Genomic DNA, 22,352 nt, shown 5'->3' on the forward strand with positions numbered 1-22,352 from the left:
AACTTTTATTAGTCTTTTTTATTATAAAGTCTAAATAGTTAATCAATTAAAAAGTTACTAAAAGAAATGCAAAAAACCCCATCTAAATTAAGATGGAGGTTTTCCTCTTTTACAGTTGGGTTAACCATTATCTCTGAGTGCTTACAAGCTTCCACTGGCTGAGTGACAATTTTACCTTATATCCTCTAATATATAAGTGAGCGCTATCAGATTTACGAATCATATGTGAAGTCATAATCCAAACTCTCCCTTCTTATAAAACTATTTTGGAAATCTTAACCTAAGCATAGCTCAGTATTGTAAACCATTTATTAATGACAAGAAAAGATTATGTAAACATTTTAAATTACAGGGGAACCGCTCATTACTTATGTTTCAACTTCAGTAGATTTAGGTCTATATATGTGTGAGTTCATTGACGGAGCAGAAACTGCAGTGAAGATTTAAAAAATCAAGTGGATTCCAATACTGTAAGGTAAACGAAAAGGATAGCCCTTTAAAGACCTATCCTTTTACATGCATATAAAAAATTTATTTTCTTAATAAAATTGAGACATTACCCATCTATAATGGTTATGTACGAGGATCAGTCTATTAAACTGACAAGCTACTATTTATGTTGGATACAATCCTTTTTAACTCCATTAAATCATCTATTACCACATCAGCCTGTGCAAGCTCAGCTTCTTGAGCAAAATCAAAATTGCACCCCACTGCCATTAAACCATTATCCCTTGCAGCATTGATATCCGATAGACGGTCTCCCACTACTGCTGCGTGCTTTACATCGTATTTCTTTATAATCGTTTTGACTAAATCTCCTTTATCGAGCGTTTGGATTTGTTGAATACTAAATGTTTCTGTTACCCACTTATCCAAATCGTAATGGTCTACAATCGCTTCTAAATATTCCTTCAAACCGTTACTTGCTATGTAAATGGAGCAATTATTTTCTTTTAGATAGCTAAAGACCTCTTTTACATTAGGATATAAAGCGCCTTTGCCTTTTTTTATATTCTCAACTAAGCTTTTCAAAAAATAGTCATTCGTATACTTTCTTATTTCACCTGAATGAGTAGGTAATAAAGCTTCCCATACTTTGGGTAACGGTACACCCATGATTTCACGATACTTATCAACAGGAGTACTAGTATTCCACTGGTTGAGTGTACGCAAATGGTTAAAGGTATCATCAAGTGATAATTCTAAAATTTTATCTGTTTGAAACAGCGTTCCATCCATATCAAAGATTAGTGATTGCAACATTAAGTATCTCCCTCTTTCAACAGTATTTAATACGTATCTATATACAATACCATAAAAAGGAATATGTAATTTATTAAAAATAGTAATCACTGTTCTCAGCACAAAAAGAGCACCTACTTATTTATAGGTACTCTTCTTAACTTTACATACTTTGTTTGAAATAATAAATGAAAAAGTGGCCGCTATAATCGAACTTAAAAATGGATAATTAACAGAAAAAATACTGACCGTTGAGCTACTCAAGTGCTGTGAAGTCTCAGGTACATATGTAAGTGTAAGAAATAGACGAGAAACAATTTGAAAAGCAAATAGCAACAATATAAAACTACCAATAAACACTGTATAGTTTTTCAAAAAAGCGCCTCCAGTACTCTTAATTTATAAACCTGATATTATTTTAAAAATAGTGACGCAACGATAAAACCTATAATCATTACAGTAATAAGTACACCAAGACCCTTCCATCCTAAGCTGCCTGCTAAACCAGATAAGTTTCCAGCTTCATTTCTATTAAATGCATCGTGCATATTCCCAGCTGGATTTCTTTTTACCTCTTCGTGTTTTAATCTCTCTCTTCTTCTTTCAGGTGTTTCTTTATCTTCGCTCATTGTCACACCACCATTTTTAAAAAATTATAACATATTATGGTTAAAATATAAATTAATGGTTTTTTAGAAACAAAGAAAGAAACCTTATAGTGACAGATCTCTTTTCCTCAACTAACTGTACACATTTCTTTTTTAATAAGTATGAAACAACACTTTTTAATGAAAAAGTATACAGCTCTAGTTAATATAATTACTATTACAAACACCTACATCAAAGAGATCCTCTTTATTTAAGGGGATCTCTTTAATAGCCTTATACTAGATACACATTCTTGAAGTTTTTTTGTGTAAGCTTATTTATTTAAAACCTCTTCTTTTATAATTGCTTTTTCATAGATCAATGGTTTGGTTCCTGCTTCTGGTAAAAGATAAATAAAAACAGTAAACATAAGTTGGAGGATTGAAACGACGGTTAAAAATAGAAAAAGACGTTCCTTATTCTTAAACCATATTACTAAACATAAAACTACAGATATTAACGACAAAAACAAAAAAAGAAAAAAGCTATATAAATAAGAAACACCGTAACGATACGAAATATTTAAAAAGAAGAATACTATGTAGAAAAGTATAAAAGTTGACGGTACTACTTTAATAAAGTTGCTCAATAGAAAAATCCTTTCCCTTTATTTGTTGTAGATTGGTCGCCCTAACACTCAATTTACATAAAAGAGCAAATATTGAAAGTTACAGCAAACATGATTATATTTATTTACTTCAATTTTTATCTCTCATTTTCTTTCTTTGAAAAATGAAACTAGCTATAAACAAAAAGCCCAATAACATCGTTAAATAAAAGGTTACAGAATCACCTGAACGATTAAATTCATCTACAATGATGCCTTCTTGAAACAATAAGGCTGCTGCAATTATTAAAAAGAAAAAAGAATTGACGATTACATAACTACTTGCTTTGACTTTATTTCTCAAGAAAATTATATACACCAAATTGCATACTGAAAAAACTGCGATCAGGTAATAAATAGGCCTTAATAATGTAAATGTTTCCTCAAGCATCAGCATATTCTCCTCTATTACTATTATTTGAAATTTACTAGTCAATATATTTCATTTTGCAAATAAATGATTATTACTCATCTTAATTATTTAATTTTTGAACCAAAACCCCTCCAACTTTGTCCTTATCATCTAAAGAAAACTCAATATTGAGTTTATGAGTTTTATCAAAATACCCTATTATTGTTGCTCCGGTATCTTCTCTTTCGTAATAATTTTTACCATATGCCCTAACGACACTTTGTTTGCTGTCACCAGTATGTATTCCTTTCTCTGTAGCATACTTGTTACTAATCAAGTCATATCTGCTGACTTGATTATCTACAATTTTAAATTCAACATCATACTTTTCTGTACTTTTTCCGTAAATGTAGGTAGTATACGGAGGCTGCTCAGTAATCTCTATAAATTTTGGTTTCTTCTTCAAACAACTTGCTACCTCGTATTTAGAACTGCCTATTGATACTAATTGAACGTTTTCTGATTCAAGGTTTGTGCTTTTGGTGCTTGAATAGTATTTTTCTTTAGGTGTAGAAGATGGATCACAGCTAGCTACTAATAGTAAAATGAGTGGAAAGACGAACAAAAAATAATTCTTAATGCGCACTGTTAGACTCCTTTGTATCGTTTGTTTTTACTCTGACTCTCAGCATTTTTTAATCTATTAACTATTTTTCTTTTGCCTATATAAGTCAATCGAATAGAAAACACTAACTGCAAAGTAATACATGGCAAGTATAGCTAATGTCTCATAAACGGATTCTCCAGCGCTATTTTTCACAAAAGAAAAAACAGTACGCACTACAAAGAAAACGATAGGATAGCTGATAAATAGAGAATTAAATTTACGATTCATAATAACAAAAAGTTCCTTTATTTGGATATTTATGGTTATTATAACATATAATTCTCTCGTTTATTTCTTTACTACATATTCAGTAAGTTTTTCGTTTACATAACACCGTTTATCAATAGTACTAAGTCAAAAGAAACTCTTATTAGTAGGTCTTATTTTGATTATCTATTCTTTTTAACTTCTTATCTACGATGAATTTTAAATGGCTAATAAAAATCAACAAGCCACAGATAACCATTAACCAGCGCGTAATCCCTTGATGTAAAGGGTCAAAAAGGTTTAATAAAGCTATTCCCAATCCTGATAACATAGCTAGATAACGTAAGATCAAGTATAATCCCCCATTTCGGTATTTTACACCTATAATACTGTGGCTTTAAACTGTTACGAATATCGTATAAACTCTTTGGCAACGTAAAAGAAATTCTGGCTTGACTTCTACATAACAAAGAAGAAGGCGTGTACAGGTTACATCTATACGGTATTATTAAAACAAACAGCAACCCTGTAAATAAAAGGAGCAATCCCATGAAATTCAATAAGTTAATACCAGAACTCTCCGTAAAAGATATTCACAAATCAAAAAAATTTTATTTAGAGATACTCGGATTTGAGCTTACATACGAACGTCCAGAAGATCAATTTGCATTTATTTCACTAAACGGAGCACAAATGATGATTGAGCAATATAATGGTCATTGGGAAACGGGTGAACTTGAATACCCATATGGTCGAGGGATTAATTTTCAAATTGAAGTAGAAAATATAGAGGCTATTTTACAAAACTTAAAGAACCATAATATTTCACTTTTTAGAGACACTATGATAAATAACTATAGTGGCTTTACTCAGAAAGAATTTATAGTTCAAGACCCAGATGGCTACTTGCTAAGGTTTTCTCAGGCTTATTCAATGCAATAATAAAACTCTTTTAATTTATGTTTATGACTTTATCACTTATTCCAAGAGTGAAGAGGATCTCTTAAGCAAAAGATACCTCTTCATTTCTTAGTTCATAGCTCCGCACCACACCATGGACAAAATGAAATCCCAATAGTGGATGAGCCACCATCATGGATAATTAAACCGTATTCCTTGTTCATTTTGTCAAATAAGATAAGATTATCTGGACACTCAAATGGATCACTATGAATATCACACGTAAAGTTCACATGATAATTCATATAATCGCAGCAATGCTTTTTCATTCGTTTTCTCCTTACTATATCGTCATTATTACTTTTCTCGGTAAGCTGAGCAGTGGTCATCTGAAATACGATAATTTTCCTTACCGGTTGGGGCTGCTACCTCAACTAATTTATGTCCCAACCAGTCCCACACAGCTACTGTATGCAAAGATACCCATTTCAGATCTCCTCTAGCAAGACGAAAAGAATCATACCAGTTTTCAGTCGTTACTAATAGATTTTTATAAGTAAGTTCCTTTTTCCTTAAGTGTTTGATTTCCAACATGAAATCTAACATATTTTCTTCCTTAGGCACTTGAATAATTCGCGCTATAAATGTTCCGTTAGGATTTTTTTTCGTTTTATAAACTTTTTCCCTTTCTATTTCTAACTCTGGACGACCCCTCATCTTCCTTCCCCCTGTGTGCTAACACATAATCTCTATGCTAAAAGGTTATAGCTGTTTCAGTATTTCTTCTATCTTCTCTTCAATATCAGCTTCTAAATAATTTTTTGACAAATCGTACAAAGTGCCTGACCCTTTAAAATACCCACCAAAGTAATACCACAACTGGATGTAATAAACGGATGCATCTTCTTCATCTGTAAACCCATCAAAGTTTATTGCCACTTGGGAACGATATTCTTTTTCTAAACACTGCTCCGAACTTAGATTTGGCAGTTGGTCGCCATCAATATCTCGACACACCCATATTTTTAAGTTCTGCTTACCATCATGTTCAAATTTATTTCTATATTTGTGCTGAAGACTTTTGCTGTATGCCTCTCCTACTTCTTCCAACTTCACTATCTCTCTTTTTAAAGTCTCATTTATTTCACTCTCAGGGACTAAAATGTATTTGTCATTTGTTTCCTGATCCTGTTTATCCATAAATAGCTTTTTCAATTTATCAAACAAGCTTTTCCCACCTATCTAAAAAAAGAATATAAGCATGTTAAATTCCACAAAAGAAAGCTCATTTCCTTCTCTGAACTGCGTTTAGTCGTCATAACTAATATGATATCAGCTACTTCCTTACGTGTGGAATCTTTTACGAGAGTGCTGATTTTCTGACATACTTGTAATTCGATATTTTTTACAGTGAATACATATGTTAAAGTGTAAAGTAGTGGAATGAAAGGAGTAACGACAACATGGCTCAACGAATCGTCAATATGTTTTTATCTGTTTTAGCTGCTTATGGAACGTTAATTCTAACGAAACACATGAGTATTGCAGATAATATTTTTGTGACACAGATTGTTCGTCTGATCATTTGTATTGTGGCTGTTATCATTGTGACAGGAATTACTACATACATTTTCAGAAATAAATCTTCTAATAAATAAAAGGGCAGCTATTTAGATAGCCGCCCTTTTTGTTTTCCTTAATTCTCATTTTATTTCACCCTAAAGAAATGGGGATGTCTCAAACACTCATGAGACATCCCCATTAAGGTTATACATACTTTTACGCGTTTAAAGCACGCACAAATTCTTTTGCTAGGCTGATTGTAGACTGCGGATTTTGTCCTGTTAAAAGCTTTCCGTCTACTTCAATATGATCGCTCCAATTATCTTTTGCAATAAACTCGGCGCCTAGCTCACGAAGCTTTGTTTCAAGAAGAAACGGCATGTATTTATCTAACGTTGTATCTTTCTCTTCTGAATCAGTAAACGCTGTAATACGTTTTCCTTTTACAATCGGCTCACCATTTTTAAGCTTTCCGCCTACAAGAGCTGCCGGTCCGTGGCATACCGCTGCAATTAGCTTGTCGTCTTCAGCAAATTCTGTTAGCAAACGATGTAAGTGCGTATCGTCTGGAAAGTCAAACATTGTTCCGTGCCCTCCAGGTACAAACATACCTGCAAATTCTTGTGAACTTACTTCAGCTAATGATTTTGTATTCTCTAAAAGTTTTCCTGCTTCTTTGTCTTCGTCCGTTACATCATCTGTTAAGCTGTTAGGATCCACAGGTGATTTTCCGCCTTTTGGACTTGCTACGACTACTTCGTATCCTTCTTTTTTAAATTCTAAATATGCTTCAGAGAATTCTGTAAGCCAAATTCCAGCAAGCTCTCCATTTTCCATCGTATGTCCATTTGTAACAACCATTAAAACTTTTGAATTTCCTGCCATGATTTACTCATTCCTTTTTCATTTATTATTTACATACATGTATCATTAATAATTCATTTATCTCTTTGAATATGTTCCCCGGTATTATTTGATGAAAACATGGTAACTTTTTCTTACTAATAAAAAGAACAGGTGAAAATAATAGTTGAATTATATAGAGAAGCAGGATTTTTTTTACACTTTAAAGATTAGACGGAGCCGATTTTTTATATGCAGTGTGACAAGTCTTCACTTTAAATATTTTTTTGACATATACATCCAATTCGATTAATATCAAATTAGATGTCTATCGAATTAGAGGGAGAAGGTATTAAGCTATGCAATTAGATAAGTTGGTTAATTATCATAAAGCCGTTGGTGATCCTACCAGGATTAGAATTATTTCACTATTAAAAAAAGGGCCTCTTCACGGGCAAGCAATTGCTTATAAGCTGGGGTTGCAACCTTCAACTATTACTCATCATATTTCAAAGCTAAGAGATGTAGGAATTGTTTATCAAAGAAGACAAGGAAACATTATTTATTTTTATCTAGACCTTGAAAGACTTGAATATAACTCGAAGGCTATTTTAAGTATTGGAGAGGATTCGATGGAAAATCAAGACAACCATTTACAGGATAAAGACAAATTATCTATTGTTAAAAACTTTATAAATAGTGACGGTACTTTAAAAATTATTCCAAGTCAAAGAAAGAAAAAGAACGTAATATTAGCCTATTTAATACGTGATTTACAGCACGGAAAAACGTATCCAGAAAAAGAATTAAATGAACATATTAAAAAATATCATGAAGATTATGCAACGATTCGCAGAGAGTTAATTATGCAGCATTTTATGTATAGGCAAAATGGAGAATACGAGTTAAATCCGAAAGAGATGTGGCCCGTTATTTATTAAAGTGGACGTAAAAACGTTCATTTTTCAAGCCTTCTAATTCGATATATGTCTAATTAGTTTGTGTTGTTTCAAATAGAATTAAAGTAAAAATGTAATTTCCAAAATGAAAGAAGCCAACATTTTGGTAAGCATGTGACATTAATTTTATTCTCCTATGTGTTGGCACAGCAACCATATTAGTTTGCTTACTGCTTCCCCTAAAAGCATCTGCTTTGAAGAAAAGCATAAAGTCTCTGTATGCAATAAGGATTATCCTCTACCAGTTAAATTAGTGAATAATCCTTATTTTTTAAAACTATAAAAAAAGTGTTTTAACCATGATGAGATCTATTTGTTCTTCGTCTCCCATATAAAATGAGTGAGATCCAATTTGAACAAATCCCTGTTTCTTGTAAAAAGCAATCGCATTTTTATTTTTTTCCCATACCCCTAACCAAATTTTCTTTTTATTAAATGTCGTTGCTATCTCTACTGCTTTATTAAATAAATGTTTACCAAGTCCTTGTTTTTGAAAGCTGTTACCTATATAAATTCTTTCAATTTCAAGCGCTTCTTCCCCCATCTCTTCAGACTGAGCGTCATTCATATTAACCTTTAAATAACCTGCAATTTCATGATTAACATACATAAAAAAGAATTGCGAAGACGTATTGGATAGTTCTTTTTCTAGCTGTTCGACTGTAAATGCTTTTTCTAAATAAGCTGTCATATTTTCTTGTGAATTCTGATCTTTAAATGTCTCATAAAACGTTTTATAGCTAACGTCTTGAAGATCATATACATCTTCAAGAATACACTTTTTTATATGCATCATCACTGACATGCCCCTCTCCTTTATATCATCAATAATTTCTCTTGTTTCCTTTTTTGACAAACTCCCAGTCTGTTTCGATATTTTTTCTTACTCTTTGAACTAGTTTAAGAATGGTATCTGCTTCTTCCTGGGTAAAACCTTCTAATGCCACTTTATCCGAATAATCATTTTCTCTTTTTATAAACGGGTATACGTTCTTCCCTTTTTCAGTAGGAAAAAGGTTTTTATTTTTTTTATTATGGAGATCATCTTTCTTTTCAATAAAACCATTCATTTCAAGCTTTTTTATAGCCCGAGCCGCTGTTGTGCGATCTACTTTTATCATTTCAGCTAACTTTTCCTGAATGATTCCTGGATTTTCACATATTCGCACCAAATACAAATACTGCCCTTTTGTCAGGTCATATTCTTTAAATTCTATATTACTAATTGAATCCAATGCTCTTGCTATCATGCCAATTTCACGCAGAATTTCACTCATAAAATATCTCCTTTATACATATTTTTGTTGCAAATACAATAAAAATAATCTACATTTAATGTATCTCAAAATAGTTGCATTTGCAATAAAAAATAACAAAAAGGATGATGACAGTGAAGTATGTTGTTTATGCAGGAGGAATTTTACTATTAACTCTTGGAATTGCTTTGACGATACAATCTAACCTAGGAGCTTCACCTTTTGATGCACTGTTGGTTGGACTGTCACTAAACGTAGGTTTTAGCGTTGGAAGCTGGGAGATTATACTTGCCTGTATTTTAATTTGTGGTAATTCTCTTTTAAGCAAACAAAAGCCAGAAATACTGGGACTGTTAACGGCATTCATAACAGGTCTTGGTATCGATATATGGCTTTTTTTCTTAAAGAATTGGATTACGTTCGAAAGTTGGTACAGCAAAGTATGTTGTTTTGGAATCGGTTTAATCATTATAGGTGTAGGCACCTCAGCCTATTTACATACAAATTTTGCACCCATTCCAATTGACCGCTTAACTTTAATCATACAAAAACTAACTAAAACAAATTTATTTCTTTCAAGAACATTTATTTACCTCACATTCTTACTAGCCGCAATATTTTTAAACGGACCAATTGGTGTTGGAACGTTATTAACCGTGTGTTTAGGCGGCGTGCTGCTTAACTTTTTTATGCCTATTACTAAAAGAGCATTAGACTGCATTTTAACAAACTCTCGTATATCACAAAATCATACTAAAGATCATAAACGCTCCATTACATAACTGAAATAGAACGTTTATGTAAAATCATCATTCACACACAAAAAGCGGATCTCCAGTTAGAGATCTGCCTCCTGTGTGTGATTGCTCTATTTTTTTGCCTCAGCTTTAATAATAAAACGATGCTGTTTTACGTCAAAAAAACCTTGAGACTGTATAATTTGATGGATATTATACAATCCGCCGATATGTGTTTCTATATCAAAATTAGGAACTTGCCAAGGAATTGCATTTAGATAAAAAACTAGCGCCCCAATATCATAAAATCTCTGCACAGGAAACTCTTCCTTGCAAAAGATGATGTTAAAAGAACTTTGTCTAAGCTCTTCTATTGCTTTCTTTAAATTCCAATTACAAAACTCTTTATTTATTGGAACCCCTATACATTCATTGATTCGTGAACAGTCTAACCCTCCCACTTGCTGAGTGAAAAACGTGCCTCCCTTAGACAAAATCCTTCTCACTTCAGAAGCACAAAAAGCTTCGTGCTGGTTCAAAATTAAATCAAATGTACCATCTTTAAACGGTAGATTCTCGTTTTCAGTTCGTTCAACAACTGTGACACCAAATGGCTCTAACCGTTTTTTAGCGATTGGAACGTTAGGTTTGTATCCTTCGGTAGCATACATAACGCGAGGAAAAGGTTGTAACAAAGATAAAAACTCTCCTCCTCCTGTTCCCATATCTAAAGCAGCATTAGAGTTTTGAATAAGGCGAAAAGCTTCACTTCCATATGACCACGAAAGCATATCACTATCCATACGACCAGTACGAGTAATAATAGAAAAATCCCATCCAGTAAAATCAACATTTGTATTGTTTACAGCCTTTAAAAAATGTTTGTCCGTTACCATGTTAAAATCCTCCTTTTAATAATCAGTCAGCATTAATCATCTATCCTAAACTAGTAAAAGGCGGGCCACGAACATACAGGCAGCGTTGTTATGTTTCATGTGCTAACGTATTCACACTAACCGCTCCTTTATTAAAATTACGTATGATTCATTTGTTTGTCCATTCATATGTAATATCGGGTAGTTTCTCTTCGTTTTCACATCCTCTTTTTATAATACTGAAGCCGTGTTTCTCGTAAAACCTTTGGGCGTTTTTATTTCGTTCAAATGTACGTAATATTAATTTTCCATTTGATTCTGTCTTGGCTCTTTCGAGTAAAAGCTGTCCAATTCCTCCTCTTTGATAATTTACATCAACGTACAGCTGGCTAATTTCGTCAGCCTTATAAGCAACCATTCCTACTATTTGTTCATCTATTAACGCTAATTCAACTTTATAGTGTGCTGACAATATATGATTTAAAAAATAAACATGACGGTCAAATCTGTGCATTTCCTTTTGTCCAATCGCTTTTTCTTTACTATCTCTCCACATTTTTACCGTTGCCTCAGCAAATTGAGGATGATAGTGAACAATATCAACATTAAGGTGGGCCATATATTCTCCTCCCTTATCTTTCATCGTGCTATACGTATTTTTAATAACGTAATAACGATGTCTAGATATTCCCTGCATGTAGTTGAAGTCTGTCAAAATCTTGTTTTAATAAAGAATATATATACAAATCGTCAAATTTCCCACACGTAAATTCATAGCTTCTTAATAAGCCTTCTTTTATAAAACCGTGTTTTTTTATTAATTTTTGTGAAGCAGCATTAGCAGGCTCTATCAAAGCTTCGATTCTCCGCAAATTAAAATGTGTAAACCCATATTTTATGACCGCGCCCAATGCCTCATTAGCAATTCCATTTCCCCAGTAGTCTCTGGCTAATTCATAACCAATTTCCGTACGGTAATGGTCATGAACTCGATTAAGAAACCCGCAGCTGCCAATAATGTCGTCTTGTTCTTTAAGAGTAATGCCCCATCTTATTCCAGATTCTTTGTTTAAGATTGATTTATACCATGAAATCTCATTTAAAGCATCTTCAACCGCTGTAAAAGGCTCTAAACCGTAGTGCTTCATTACTTCTTTATCGGATAGGTATTTTAAAATATTGCTTGCGTCTTCTGCTACAATTTCCCTTAGTACAAGTCTTTTTGTTTTAATTATGGGAAAATGATGTGACACCTGTAATTCCCTCCTCTTATCCATTCATTAACTGGACGGATCTTTTCTCACAGCTTTATCTAATTTAAATAACGTTTAGTAAAAAAGTTCTTTTATTATTAGTGAATTCCTTTTTTAGTCATAAATATTTGTCGAAAAACAAGCAAAAAAGCACGCAATTCTTCATTTCTAAATCAGAACCGTCATTTATTTTGTATTTGTTCGTTTTAAAAATTAAAGGAATAAAAGATAGAAATGAAGAATTCTTCTCCAACTAGTCTAAATGTAAAAAGTAAGGAGAACGATATGAAACTGTACGGGGATTTTGAAAAAGAAGATTGGCTAAACGTATTAAAGCTATCAGAAAAAGAGCTGCCTAATGCATTTATTATTCATGGTGAGTGGGGATTCCAAGATAATCTAAGCTTATGGAAAGAGATTTTATCTACCAATGTTCATATGCCTAAATGGAACACGGTGGTAGGTAAGTTCAAAAACAGAAATATAGGGTTTGCGAATGTGTACGGCAGTCCAATGGCATCAAACATCGTACATCAATTTGCCGCCAGCGGAACCGACCTATTTATTCAAACGGGATATTTTGGAGGCTTATCTTCGACTATACAATATGGAGATATCTTAATTGTATCTGCAGCACAAATGCAAGACGGCGTATCGCACTGGTATTTACCAGACCAAACGCTTGTAGAAGCTGACAAAGAGCTAGTGGAAGCCGCCTGCAGATATTGTGAACAAAAAGGCTACAGCTATATTAAAGGACATGTGGTCAGTATGGGTGCCATGCTTATGGAGACGCATAATATGGTAAAAGAATGGTCACTTGCAGATTTTCTCGGCGTGGATATGGAAACAGCTACCACTTTAGCTATTGCTCATAAATTCAACAAGCGGGCCGTGGGCTTATTAAATTTATCAGACCACCTTCTTCACGGTGATACTCTTTATTCCTATACAAAGGACAGAGAGTTAATAGAAAGTGAAACTGATAAAGCCATTCGCGATGTGGCTCTTTATTTAAGTAGTAAATTCTAATAGCGTGCTGTCTTATAAAAATTTTTGTATTACTGATATGAGTAAAATCTATTTGGAGTAGAATGCTCAGTTATACTATTGTTTTTAGAAGTATAGCTTTATATGACTCTGAAGAAATGGGGTAGACTAAAAAAGATAACCACTTATAAAAGCGATTATCTTCTGGCTGCTTGAAAGTATAAAAATGAATCTTATAATAAATATACGAATTTTTCTGCACTGTAAATGCGACAGTCATTGTGAATTAAGAAGCATGCAGCACCTTCTGCTCCTTTTTTCCTTTTTCTTTAATTAGTAAGACACCTAACAACCCCATCATTGAAAACAAAATGGGAATCATAAAAGCATAATGATAGCCCACGTGCAGCGAGCGTTCAGGGAATAAATCAAGGACATTTCCGAAAATACTAGGTAATAATACGGCACTTAAAAAGCCTCCCATATTAGCAAAACCTGATACAACTCCTACTTCTTTTACTGAAAAAGATTGGCGTACTACGGCAAATGTCAAAGCGCTTGCGCCGTTTCCAAATCCGATGATAAAAAGTAAAATAACGACTAGCATGAATGAAGGTTTCACTCCCGTTAATAATAATCCTGTCCAGCTAAGCACCACAATAAGATGGACGAGTGAATAGATTTTTTTAATGGAGTTTAACCTGCTTGATATCCAGCTAATTAAAGGTCCGCCAATCATAGCGCCAAACAAACCATACATAATAAGCTGACTTGCATCAGCGCGAGATAAATGAAACACATTCATGCCATAAGGAACTCCCCAAGAGCCAATAAAACCTATATATGTACCTACTACACCAAAATGACAAAGAAATGTTGCCCATGCTTGACGAGTCGTCATTACCCTTTTTAGGATCGCCCATACGCTTTCTTGAGTCTTAACAGAGGCTTTATTTGCTTTAGCATCATCTACAAATAATCGTTTAGGTTTTACGACTAAAACGACATAAAGCAAATAAGATACCGCGATTAAAACTAGACCTATACTAAGAAAAGGAACTCTCCAGCCTGAAAGTGAAATCCACATAGATAAAGGTACAGTAGCTGATAATGAACCTACACTTCCTACCAGCCCAATTAAACCTAACAGCTTTACAAACTCATTTCCCTTGAACCACTGACTTAAAATTAACACTAAATTGACAAAAATCATGGAGTCTCCGGTACCGACTAGCAAACGAGAGAAAATTAACACATATTCGTTGGGAGATGTGCTGTAGATAAGGCTTCCTATTCCGGTTAAAAGCGATCCGATGATAAGAAATCGATTTGGACCGTACCGGTCAGAAAGTAAACCAACAGGAATCTGAAGGCCTGCATAGGCTAAAAATTGTATACTCGTCATCAATCCTATAACGGATGCTGAAACGTGAAAATCTTTCATTAACTGCTCGGTAATAAGTCCGGGGGCTGTTCGTTGACTGACAATCAAATAATACGCTAATAAAGCGGTTCCAAAAACCACCCATCTATAACTACTTTCCTGCTTGTTCATTTTGATAGATCCTCTCATGTATAATTTTTTCTGCGTAGAAATGCTGGTGGAAAACGTTTAAGAGATGAAGATATTGATAGAATGAAGGTCTGTTTGATAAATAGGTCGCTATTGCGGACAGCTCTTCTTTTTATCCTTGTTTTTCCTTTCTATTATAATTTTAAGTTTTTAAAGGTTATTTTTCAATGAGGTATGGACTTTTAAAATATATCCTTTACTATTTCCCTTTCACTATTAGGCATCCAAGTTAGAGTTCTTCTTGTCATTTTTGGTTATAAAGCAATTTAATAAGAACCCATAAAGAACCTATATCACCCGTGTTTTTTTCAAAAGACCTCTTTTTTCACAGCTTTTCAGCTGTTTAATAAGTTGGTATAAAAATTGCATGTTCATCTATGAACACTTACTAAAGGAGGAGAACTTTATGAAAAAAGTTAAACGTAAGAAAAGTATTAAAAAGCAGGTCATTACTGGTGCTGTTCTCGCAGCATCTCTTTTACTGCCCATTTCAGCTTCTGCTGCATCTGCACCTTATACACTTTATCAAGTCGGAAGTACTGCAGACAAAGCGACTAGTACAAGCTTTGGACAAGTCTATATGGGTGGAAGCATCGATGTAGATGAAGCGTTCAAATGGATGATTCAAAAGGCAAACGGCGGAGATTTCTTAGTTATAAGAGCGACGGGTACTGATGCCTATAACTCTTATATTTACGACCTAGCAAAAAGCATAGGTAAGCCTCTTAACTCTGTTAGCACAATTGTCGTCGATGATTTAATAAGAGCAGGTTCAGACTCTTCTTTAATAGATAAGATTAACAAAGCAGAAGGCATCTTTTTTGCTGGAGGCAATCAAGCTGATTATGTAGATTTTTTAGAAGGGTCTCCCGCTCTTACAGCATTAAATAATCGTATTAATCAAGGCATTCCTTTTGGAGGAACAAGTGCTGGGACTATGATTCAAGGGGATCACATTTACGACTCTATCTCAGCAGGCTCTACAACTTTAGATTCTAAAACAGCGCTAAACAATCCTTATAGTTCTCTTATTTCCTTTACAGATTATTTGATTCAAACACCTCATAACAACAACATTCAAACAGACACCCATTTTGAACAACGAGATAGAATGGGACGCTTTTTAACCTTTCTTGCACGTAATATTAAAGATGGAGAAGAAACTGGAACAAGCGCAAAAGGGATTGCTGTTAATGAACAGTCAGCACTGTTGGTAGAAAAAGATGGTTCAGCTAAGGTCGTAACACAGCCGGGCTCTACAAATGCTGCTGTTTATCTGGCTAAAACAAATAAGGCGCCTACTACTTGTGTAAGCGGTCAGCCTCTGACGTTTAATAATATTTCTATCTATAAACTATTTAATGGCAGCACTTTTAATCTTTCCACTTGGACAGGTTCTGGAGGATTAGCTTATACTTTAAACGTAAACGGCGGTGTTATTACTTCTTCTACAGGAAAAGTTTACGGAGGAAATCAGCCGTAAACGGTAAATGAATATTTTATTTTATAGAAAAGGGAAACTTAATTAGTGAAGTTTCCCTTTCTTTCTTATATTAAGGATTGATTAAGTGCTGTTTTGTTTTTAAATGATATAGATAATGCAGTCCTTTTTCTGTTATTTTTGTTCCTGCTCTGCCTCTGCGTTTTATAATATACTCTTTTTCTTCTAGTAGATCCAAACGATTTCTCACCTGCTGTTCTGTAAGAGTAAAGCCTTTTAAATGCTGCGTAATCCACTTTCTGCTTGCTGCTTTTCCTGTATCATTACACTGTTTTATCGTTTCTAACAGGGCACGATTTTCTTGAAGTTCGATTAAGTCAACCGATTCATTTTCAACTTCATACAAAGAATGATCTTCTTTTTGACTACTAAGCCTATACTCTACGTCTTTTGCTTTCACTTCGTTGTCATCGCAGACGGTAAGTAAATACTCAATGACGCCTTTTAATTCTCTTATATTTCCTAACCATTCATGTTCGATAAGCAGCTTCATCGCTTCTGGATGGATATGCGTCCACGTTTTCGATTTGGACATAAAATGATGAATCAGTAAAGGAATATCGGTTCTTCTATATCTTAAAGGAGGAATCGTTAAAGATAATACATGTAAACGATAGTACAGATCTTCTCGAAACAGACCTTCTTTCATTTTATGTAGTAAATTGTTGTGAGTGGCTGCTATGATTCTTACATTAATCGGAATGACTCTTGTACCTCCTACCCGCCTAATTTCTTTTTCTTGAAGCACCCTTAAAAGCTGAGTTTGTAAACGCGGGCTGATATCACCAATTTCATCTAGAAAGATTGTACCTTTATCAGCGCTCTCAAACAGCCCTTTTTTGCCGCCTTTCTGCGCTCCTGTAAAGCTGGCTTCTTCGTACCCAAACAGCTCACTTTCTAGTAATGTATCGGTCATGGCACTGCAATTTACGGCAAGAAACGGTCCATTTTTACGTGTAGAATGATTGTGGATAGCCTGAGCAAACAGCTCTTTTCCTGTACCGGTTTCTCCTTGAATCAAAATAGGATACTCAGTGGCAGCCATTTTCCGGGAAATTTCAATCGTTTTAAGCAAAGCTGGGTGTTCTCCTATAATATCTTGATAGTTATACTTAGCAGAAAATCCGTTTTTTCTAAGTTCTGACTGCGCTTTTCCTTCTATTTCAACAGCTTGATTAACACTTTTAAACGTTGCTACAGTAGTATTGCTTTTCTCAATCATCGACTTATAGATAACCATTTCGTACCCATTTATGTTAAAGTACTGACTTTTCTCGTCGGACGATATAATAAACTCCACAAGGCCTTTGTTAGAAATTACGCTTTGAATCTCATGATCTATAGCATCGGAAGAAGCTAGCTGGAACAGTGATTCTAACCTTTTATTGAATAACGTAATTTTTCTATTAAAATCCACGGCAAGAATACCATCTTCTACTACGTTTACAATACTCTTTACATGAAGGTGAAGTTCTTTCATTTTCCCTTCTGCTTCTATTAGTTTTTTTTGCAGCACAATGATGTTTCGCAAATAGCGATCCCAAATAATTGAATGATTAGACTGATTAAAACCGAATGATTTTATAAGTTCAAAAATGGTCGCCATGTCAAAAAGTCTAACGCCTATATCAATTACATGTTTTACGTATGGGGGACACAAGTGAACCTCACCTGGAGAAACAGCAATTTCAACACCTTCGTAATAGGTCTTTTGCTTTTTAAAAGGGATAAACTGAACATGATTAATGCCTACTTGATAAAGAGATTCTATTAATTTAAGAGTTTCTTTATCGTCATCATTTACAATTAATACTTTTGTATGGGCAGGGATTTTCAGTAATTCATTTATATGTTTATGATGAATTGTTCTATTTCCTACAATTTCATGTGCATGCTGAACGTCTAATCTGTTCTTCATTTCATGATATATACTCTCTGATGAATAAAGAACAACATCTCCATCAATTTTTCTTGGTAATTCTTCATCAATCGCAAAGCATTCAATAAAAATATAATCGCCTAGCAACTCTTTTAATTGATTGTGTAAAATGATTCTAGTTTGCTTGCTTCCTGTTATTAAAACTAATTTCTTTTTCATCGTATGGACACCTTTCTACAGGCCTTTAACTTGACTTGCCTTCAGAGATTAGTCTTGGAATACTATACCTATCATTTTATACTTTGCTGTGCATTTCATCTAGCGGACGTTTGTCCCTTTTGTAAATAAAAATAAGTAGAAAAAAGCGCCTCCACTTTAATGGGTGGAGGCACGATATGCTAAAGTGCTAGATGTATTGAATTACTTTTTTCTCATTTAATGTCTACGTTTATTGGTTTGATATCTAAGGCTACTTTCACAATAGAGTAATCGTCTTTTTGACCGTCGGTATAAGCCCAATAGCCATTGCTTTCAGGGCTTTTTCTGAAGGTAAGCTCAAAACCTTTGCCTTGGTTAAACGCATAGCTCTTTATTTCTTTGCTCTGAGCGTTATCGATAAGATCGTAAGCTAAAAATTTTCTTAATACACCGTGCGGAGAGAAAAGACCCGTGTTTGGCCCAATCTTTTCACTGTAGTATTCATTTTTTCTAGTAGATGTTTTAGCTGGGTTTATGACGATTTCTTTTGTTGTCATATTTACTTTATCGCCTGGAGTAATACAAGAGATAAGAATATTTTTGTAATCACTCGGAAATTTGTCATTTGCCTGTACTTTGGCTAAATCAACTAACGTAATACCGCCTCTTCCAACAACTTCTATTTGTTTTTCTTTATTGTTTACCACCATAGCAGTATCTTCATCGATGCCGTAAGAAAGCTGATTTTTATTTCCTTTTTCATATGCTGTTGCAATAAGGCGTCCTAGTCTTGCTTTGTTGTCAAAATGCTGATCTACAAGACCGTATTGAAAAAAACCAAGGCTTTTTTCCAAATAAGCAGGACCGCCTTCTTGCTGAGTCATATCATCGTATGTGTCTGTAAATCCGTACGAAAGAGCTCCGTAGCTATCTCCGCCAGCGAGCATAGTATTACTCATAATCGCCGCTCCGGCACTCGTACCGCCAAGTACTGCCCCGTTTTTATACGTATGCCATATGGCTTGTAAAACTTTTGAGTCCGAACCATTTTCATTCCGCAACGAGCCCGTAATCAAGGTTTGATCTCCTCCTACAAACCAAATGCCTGTTAGCCCTTTAACTTTTTGCGCTAGTTTATCACTGTTCATATTTGTTTTCCAAGTCAACTCATCTTCAGAAGTTCCTTTAAAGTCGTGGTTTGAAATAGGTAAAATCTCTATATTTTCTGCCTTCACTCCGTATTTAACTAAATCACTTTTAAACTGATTAGAGGAGTCGAACTTAGTACTCGCTGCAGGAACAATCCCTATTTTGGCCTGCTTTCCTCCTGCAAGAGTAATAAACTTGCTATACACGCTTGAATTACTGCTTCCAAGCGCTCCTCCTGCAATTAAGAGGTTACCTTTAATCTCGTCGTATACAGGACTTTCAGGTGAAGAAAAAGTAGGTTTTTTATACGTTAAACTAGTTTTTTTATCCGGTTGAAATTTGACGGTTTTAGGTGTAATGTCCATTCTTACATTTACAATGGAATAATCATCTTTTTGTCCATCAGTATACCGCCAGTAGCCGTTTGTGTCATTATCCTTTTGGAAAGCAATTTCGTATCCAGACCCTTTACTGTCATAAACATAGCTGTTAGCAGATTTCATTGATTTATTATCAACGAAAGAATATGATAAATAAGCCTTTAATCTTCCATACGGTGTAAAAACACCCGTAGCAGGCAGTGCGTTAAAGGAATAATATTCAAACCCCTTCGTTTCTACTTTATCGTTTGGAAATTCAAATGATTTTAAATGATAGTTAATTTTATCTCCAGGAGATAAGTAACTGACTTTTATGTTCTCTAAGCCTGAACGCACTTTTTGCTTAGATATAAGCTTAGCTTGGCTCATATCTAATACAGCTACTCCGCTTCTTCCAACGACTTCAACCTTTTGATCTTTATTGTTAACGACCATAGCAGTATCTTCGTCTACACCGTATGCAAAGTTTTTTTCTTTGTCGCGTTCAGCATTATACGCAGCTACTGCAAGTCGCCCAAGTCGTGCTCGTTCATCCATATGCTGATCAATTATGCCGTGTTGGAAAAATCCCAACCCTTTTTGAACTGATAGAGGCTCGTATTCTTTCTTATTGTGTTGGTTTTTGTTTACATGTTTATTTTCCTTGTTTCCTATACTTTCTTTTAAAGCTCCTAGACTGTCTCCTCCTGTAATCATGACGTCACTCATAATTGCAGCTCCTGCACTTGTACCTCCGATAACTGCTCCCTTACGATATATATCCCAGATAGCTTTTAACGCTTCAGAATCGTTTCCATTATTTTGACGAAGGGAATCCACAATTTTTGTTTGGTCTCCTCCAACAAACCAAACTGCCGTTAGTCCTTTAATCGTACGGGATAACTTCTTGTCGTTCACTTGATTCTTCCAAGTCGATTCATCTTTTTGTGTGTCAGAAAAATCGTGATTGGAAACGGGAAGAATTTGAATAGAATCTGAGTTTACTCCGTATTTCACGAGGTCTTTCTTAAACTTTTCAGAAGACTGCAGCGTTGTGCTAGCAGCTGGAATAATCCCTACCTTGGCTTTTTCTTTTCCCCCAGCAAGCAAGAGAAATTTTTCATATATATCTTGATTGGATGTTCCTACACCTCCGCCTGCAATAACAAGGCTGCCTTTAATGCCTTCAGTATTTTCTTGTGCTTTTGCAAGCAGGGGTGTACTCAACGAAGAAAGTAATGTAAAGCTGATGAGACATGAAACCAGTTTCTTTTTCATTTGAAAGATCCTTTCCACGCAAATTTTAATACCCTTCTCTAATTAGCTCGTATCCTTTCCGCGATACTTTTGATAAATGATATCTAAAACCTGTTATTCAAACGTTCCTTTCACAACAGGGACACCGTCTTTTACCATTACTTTACCTTGAGCAAAAACCGTTTTAATTGTTAGCGTCTCTTTGTCTAAAAGGACTAAATCTGCATCTTTTCCGGGTTGAATATGCCCTTTATTGGACAGTTTTAATACTTTGGCAGGATTAGAAGTAATGACTTGAAGAGCTGTTTCTAACGGTACTGATTCCTCTAATACTGCATCTCGTACTTCTTGAAATAAAGAAGACACTTTTCCAACTTGAAGACCTTTATAATCTCCGTTATCATCAAAAAACGGCAGGCTCGCGTTTCCATCGGATGAAAACGTAATGCTGTCAATCGCCACTTTCTCTTCCAGCATGATGCGTAACCCTTTGCTGCACTTAACTTCGCCTTCTTCTAAAAAGTGAGGGATCGTACTAGTCGTAAAATCTACGTAGCCGCCTCGCTTTGCAAATTGAATTCCTTCTTTAAACAGCTCTTCATTTCTATTAATATGTGTAGGGTGAAACTGACGAATTGGCAGGTCTGTTTTATCTGCGATTTGATTCAATAAAGATAATTTTCGTTCTCCGTCTCCTACGTGAATCTCTAATATTCCGGCTTTCCCTGATAAAATCCCTCCATTGCGGGCAGCGGAAGCCACCTTCACCAGTTCTTCAAATGTCGGTTCAGAAGAACGGTGGTCGGAAATGGCAATTTCACCTACTCCGATAATTTTATCAATTAAAATAAGATCTTCTTCAATGCTATTAGTTAACGTTTTTACCGGTATTTGATAGGAACCTGTGTGAATGAAGCAGCTGATCCCTTCTTCTTCTAACCCTCTTGCTTTGGCCAGAAGGTTTTCCATTCTTCTTGTTGTACCGTCTGTTCCAAGTACACCTACAATAGTTGTAACACCGGCAGTCGTTGCATCGGTTAACATTAGTTCAGGAGTGCGTGTTTTATATCCACCTTCTCCTCCTCCGCCAATAATATGAACATGTGAGTCAATGAAGCCTGGAGCTATAATGTGATTAGCGGCATCTACAACATCAATAGGAATGGACGTATTTACATGATCAATACAATCTTTTATAAGGATGATTTTGCTGTCTGCAAGCAATATATCTTTTTTTCCTAAGTGCTGTGGTGCATATACTTCTGCGTTTTTGATTAAGGTTAACAACTTCTATTCCTCCTAGTAAGCTCAACTTACAAATTACATTTTTCTAT

General features: G+C 34.7%; 24 protein-coding genes. 6 read left to right on the plus strand and 18 right to left on the minus strand.

Translation table 11 applies throughout. From position 1 onward, the window contains the following. Positions 1-594: 594 nt before the first annotated feature. The 5 genes from ACRPLY_RS05355 to ACRPLY_RS05375 form a co-directional block, all read right to left on the minus strand. Complete coding sequence (locus tag ACRPLY_RS05355; RefSeq protein ID WP_028413897.1) at positions 595-1,266, minus strand: HAD hydrolase-like protein; 672 nt, start codon at positions 1,264-1,266, stop codon at positions 595-597. A 392-nt stretch (positions 1,267-1,658) separates the two neighbouring features. Beyond that, a complete protein-coding gene (locus ACRPLY_RS05360; protein ID WP_028413898.1) occupies positions 1,659-1,874 on the minus strand; it encodes a DUF6366 family protein in 216 nt (71 codons plus the stop codon). 717 nt (positions 1,875-2,591) lie between these two features. Continuing rightward, on the minus strand, positions 2,592-2,891 hold the full coding sequence (locus ACRPLY_RS05365; RefSeq protein ID WP_325078003.1) for a hypothetical protein: 300 nt from the start codon (positions 2,889-2,891) through the stop codon (positions 2,592-2,594). 82 nt (positions 2,892-2,973) lie between these two features. Then, the gene (locus ACRPLY_RS05370) at positions 2,974-3,498 is read right to left on the minus strand and encodes a hypothetical protein (RefSeq protein WP_028413900.1); all 525 of its coding nucleotides are present in this window, start codon (positions 3,496-3,498) and stop codon (positions 2,974-2,976) included. A 391-nt stretch (positions 3,499-3,889) separates the two neighbouring features. Continuing rightward, positions 3,890-4,078, minus strand: coding sequence for a hypothetical protein (locus ACRPLY_RS05375; RefSeq protein ID WP_028413901.1), 189 nt, complete (start codon positions 4,076-4,078; stop codon positions 3,890-3,892). Between the two features lie 197 nt (positions 4,079-4,275). Between ACRPLY_RS05375 and ACRPLY_RS05380 the strand changes: the two genes are divergently transcribed. After that, positions 4,276-4,668, plus strand: coding sequence for a bleomycin resistance protein (locus tag ACRPLY_RS05380; RefSeq protein ID WP_028413902.1), 393 nt, complete (start codon positions 4,276-4,278; stop codon positions 4,666-4,668). Between the two features lie 92 nt (positions 4,669-4,760). Here ACRPLY_RS05380 and ACRPLY_RS05385 read toward each other — a convergent pair whose 3' ends face one another. The 3 genes from ACRPLY_RS05385 to ACRPLY_RS05395 are packed head-to-tail and all read right to left on the minus strand — an operon-like array spanning position 4,761 to position 5,853. Beyond that, positions 4,761-5,015 (minus strand): DUF6980 family protein, encoded by a 255-nt coding sequence (locus ACRPLY_RS05385; RefSeq protein WP_411736798.1) that lies wholly within the window; start codon positions 5,013-5,015, stop codon positions 4,761-4,763. Next, positions 4,984-5,343: a hypothetical protein gene (locus ACRPLY_RS05390; RefSeq protein WP_228307656.1), complete on the minus strand. Its 360-nt coding sequence runs from the start codon at positions 5,341-5,343 to the stop codon at positions 4,984-4,986. The genes ACRPLY_RS05385 and ACRPLY_RS05390 overlap by 32 nt, the downstream gene beginning before the upstream one ends. Before the next feature lie 45 nt (positions 5,344-5,388). After that, positions 5,389-5,853 (minus strand): hypothetical protein, encoded by a 465-nt coding sequence (locus ACRPLY_RS05395; RefSeq protein ID WP_099000012.1) that lies wholly within the window; start codon positions 5,851-5,853, stop codon positions 5,389-5,391. A 236-nt stretch (positions 5,854-6,089) separates the two neighbouring features. On the opposite strand from ACRPLY_RS05395, the gene ACRPLY_RS05400 reads away from it, so the two are divergent. Next, positions 6,090-6,284, plus strand: a complete 195-nt coding sequence (locus ACRPLY_RS05400) for a hypothetical protein (protein ID WP_013056341.1) — start codon at positions 6,090-6,092, stop codon at positions 6,282-6,284. A 121-nt stretch (positions 6,285-6,405) separates the two neighbouring features. On the opposite strand, the gene ACRPLY_RS05405 is transcribed toward ACRPLY_RS05400, so the two are convergent. Beyond that, complete coding sequence (locus tag ACRPLY_RS05405) at positions 6,406-7,074, minus strand: type 1 glutamine amidotransferase domain-containing protein (protein WP_028413906.1); 669 nt, start codon at positions 7,072-7,074, stop codon at positions 6,406-6,408. Positions 7,075-7,391: 317 nt separating this feature from the next. Between ACRPLY_RS05405 and ACRPLY_RS05410 the strand changes: the two genes are divergently transcribed. Then, positions 7,392-7,973, plus strand: coding sequence for a metalloregulator ArsR/SmtB family transcription factor (locus tag ACRPLY_RS05410; protein WP_028413907.1), 582 nt, complete (start codon positions 7,392-7,394; stop codon positions 7,971-7,973). A gap of 295 nt (positions 7,974-8,268) precedes the next feature. Here ACRPLY_RS05410 and ACRPLY_RS05415 read toward each other — a convergent pair whose 3' ends face one another. Continuing rightward, a complete protein-coding gene (locus ACRPLY_RS05415) occupies positions 8,269-8,796 on the minus strand; it encodes a GNAT family N-acetyltransferase (RefSeq protein WP_099000014.1) in 528 nt (175 codons plus the stop codon). A gap of 19 nt (positions 8,797-8,815) precedes the next feature. Further along, the gene (locus ACRPLY_RS05420; RefSeq protein WP_013056339.1) at positions 8,816-9,268 is read right to left on the minus strand and encodes a MarR family winged helix-turn-helix transcriptional regulator; all 453 of its coding nucleotides are present in this window, start codon (positions 9,266-9,268) and stop codon (positions 8,816-8,818) included. A gap of 113 nt (positions 9,269-9,381) precedes the next feature. Here ACRPLY_RS05420 and ACRPLY_RS05425 point away from each other — a divergent pair, with 113 nt between their 5' ends. Further along, on the plus strand, positions 9,382-10,029 hold the full coding sequence (locus ACRPLY_RS05425) for a YczE/YyaS/YitT family protein (RefSeq protein ID WP_325078004.1): 648 nt from the start codon (positions 9,382-9,384) through the stop codon (positions 10,027-10,029). Between the two features lie 86 nt (positions 10,030-10,115). On the opposite strand, the gene ACRPLY_RS05430 is transcribed toward ACRPLY_RS05425, so the two are convergent. From ACRPLY_RS05430 to ACRPLY_RS05440, 3 genes are all read right to left on the minus strand, one after another. Further along, positions 10,116-10,880, minus strand: coding sequence for a class I SAM-dependent methyltransferase (locus ACRPLY_RS05430; protein ID WP_325078005.1), 765 nt, complete (start codon positions 10,878-10,880; stop codon positions 10,116-10,118). Between the two features lie 148 nt (positions 10,881-11,028). Next, the gene (locus ACRPLY_RS05435) at positions 11,029-11,478 is read right to left on the minus strand and encodes a GNAT family N-acetyltransferase (protein WP_325078006.1); all 450 of its coding nucleotides are present in this window, start codon (positions 11,476-11,478) and stop codon (positions 11,029-11,031) included. 61 nt (positions 11,479-11,539) lie between these two features. After that, positions 11,540-12,112, minus strand: coding sequence for a GNAT family N-acetyltransferase (locus ACRPLY_RS05440; protein ID WP_099330794.1), 573 nt, complete (start codon positions 12,110-12,112; stop codon positions 11,540-11,542). Between the two features lie 285 nt (positions 12,113-12,397). Here ACRPLY_RS05440 and ACRPLY_RS05445 point away from each other — a divergent pair, with 285 nt between their 5' ends. Then, the gene (locus tag ACRPLY_RS05445) at positions 12,398-13,144 is read left to right on the plus strand and encodes a uridine phosphorylase (RefSeq protein ID WP_154972753.1); all 747 of its coding nucleotides are present in this window, start codon (positions 12,398-12,400) and stop codon (positions 13,142-13,144) included. A 244-nt stretch (positions 13,145-13,388) separates the two neighbouring features. On the opposite strand, the gene ACRPLY_RS05450 is transcribed toward ACRPLY_RS05445, so the two are convergent. Further along, on the minus strand, positions 13,389-14,657 hold the full coding sequence (locus ACRPLY_RS05450) for an MFS transporter (RefSeq protein WP_325078009.1): 1,269 nt from the start codon (positions 14,655-14,657) through the stop codon (positions 13,389-13,391). Positions 14,658-15,081: 424 nt separating this feature from the next. Here ACRPLY_RS05450 and ACRPLY_RS05455 point away from each other — a divergent pair, with 424 nt between their 5' ends. Further along, on the plus strand, positions 15,082-16,158 hold the full coding sequence (locus ACRPLY_RS05455) for a cyanophycinase (RefSeq protein WP_325078010.1): 1,077 nt from the start codon (positions 15,082-15,084) through the stop codon (positions 16,156-16,158). A gap of 70 nt (positions 16,159-16,228) precedes the next feature. On the opposite strand, the gene ACRPLY_RS05460 is transcribed toward ACRPLY_RS05455, so the two are convergent. The 3 genes from ACRPLY_RS05460 to iadA all read right to left on the minus strand — a co-directional run bounded on the left by ACRPLY_RS05460 (position 16,229) and on the right by iadA (position 22,305). Next, positions 16,229-18,274, minus strand: a complete 2,046-nt coding sequence (locus ACRPLY_RS05460; protein ID WP_099330793.1) for a sigma 54-interacting transcriptional regulator — start codon at positions 18,272-18,274, stop codon at positions 16,229-16,231. Positions 18,275-18,486: 212 nt separating this feature from the next. Further along, positions 18,487-21,039 (minus strand): cyanophycinase, encoded by a 2,553-nt coding sequence (locus tag ACRPLY_RS05465; RefSeq protein WP_432231644.1) that lies wholly within the window; start codon positions 21,037-21,039, stop codon positions 18,487-18,489. A gap of 93 nt (positions 21,040-21,132) precedes the next feature. After that, positions 21,133-22,305 (minus strand): beta-aspartyl-peptidase, encoded by a 1,173-nt coding sequence (iadA, locus tag ACRPLY_RS05470; protein WP_028413918.1) that lies wholly within the window; start codon positions 22,303-22,305, stop codon positions 21,133-21,135. Positions 22,306-22,352: the final 47 nt, after the last annotated feature.

This window comes from Priestia sp. TGN 0903 (assembly GCF_050846855.1).
Lineage (GTDB): Bacteria > Bacillota > Bacilli > Bacillales > Bacillaceae_H > Priestia > Priestia zanthoxyli.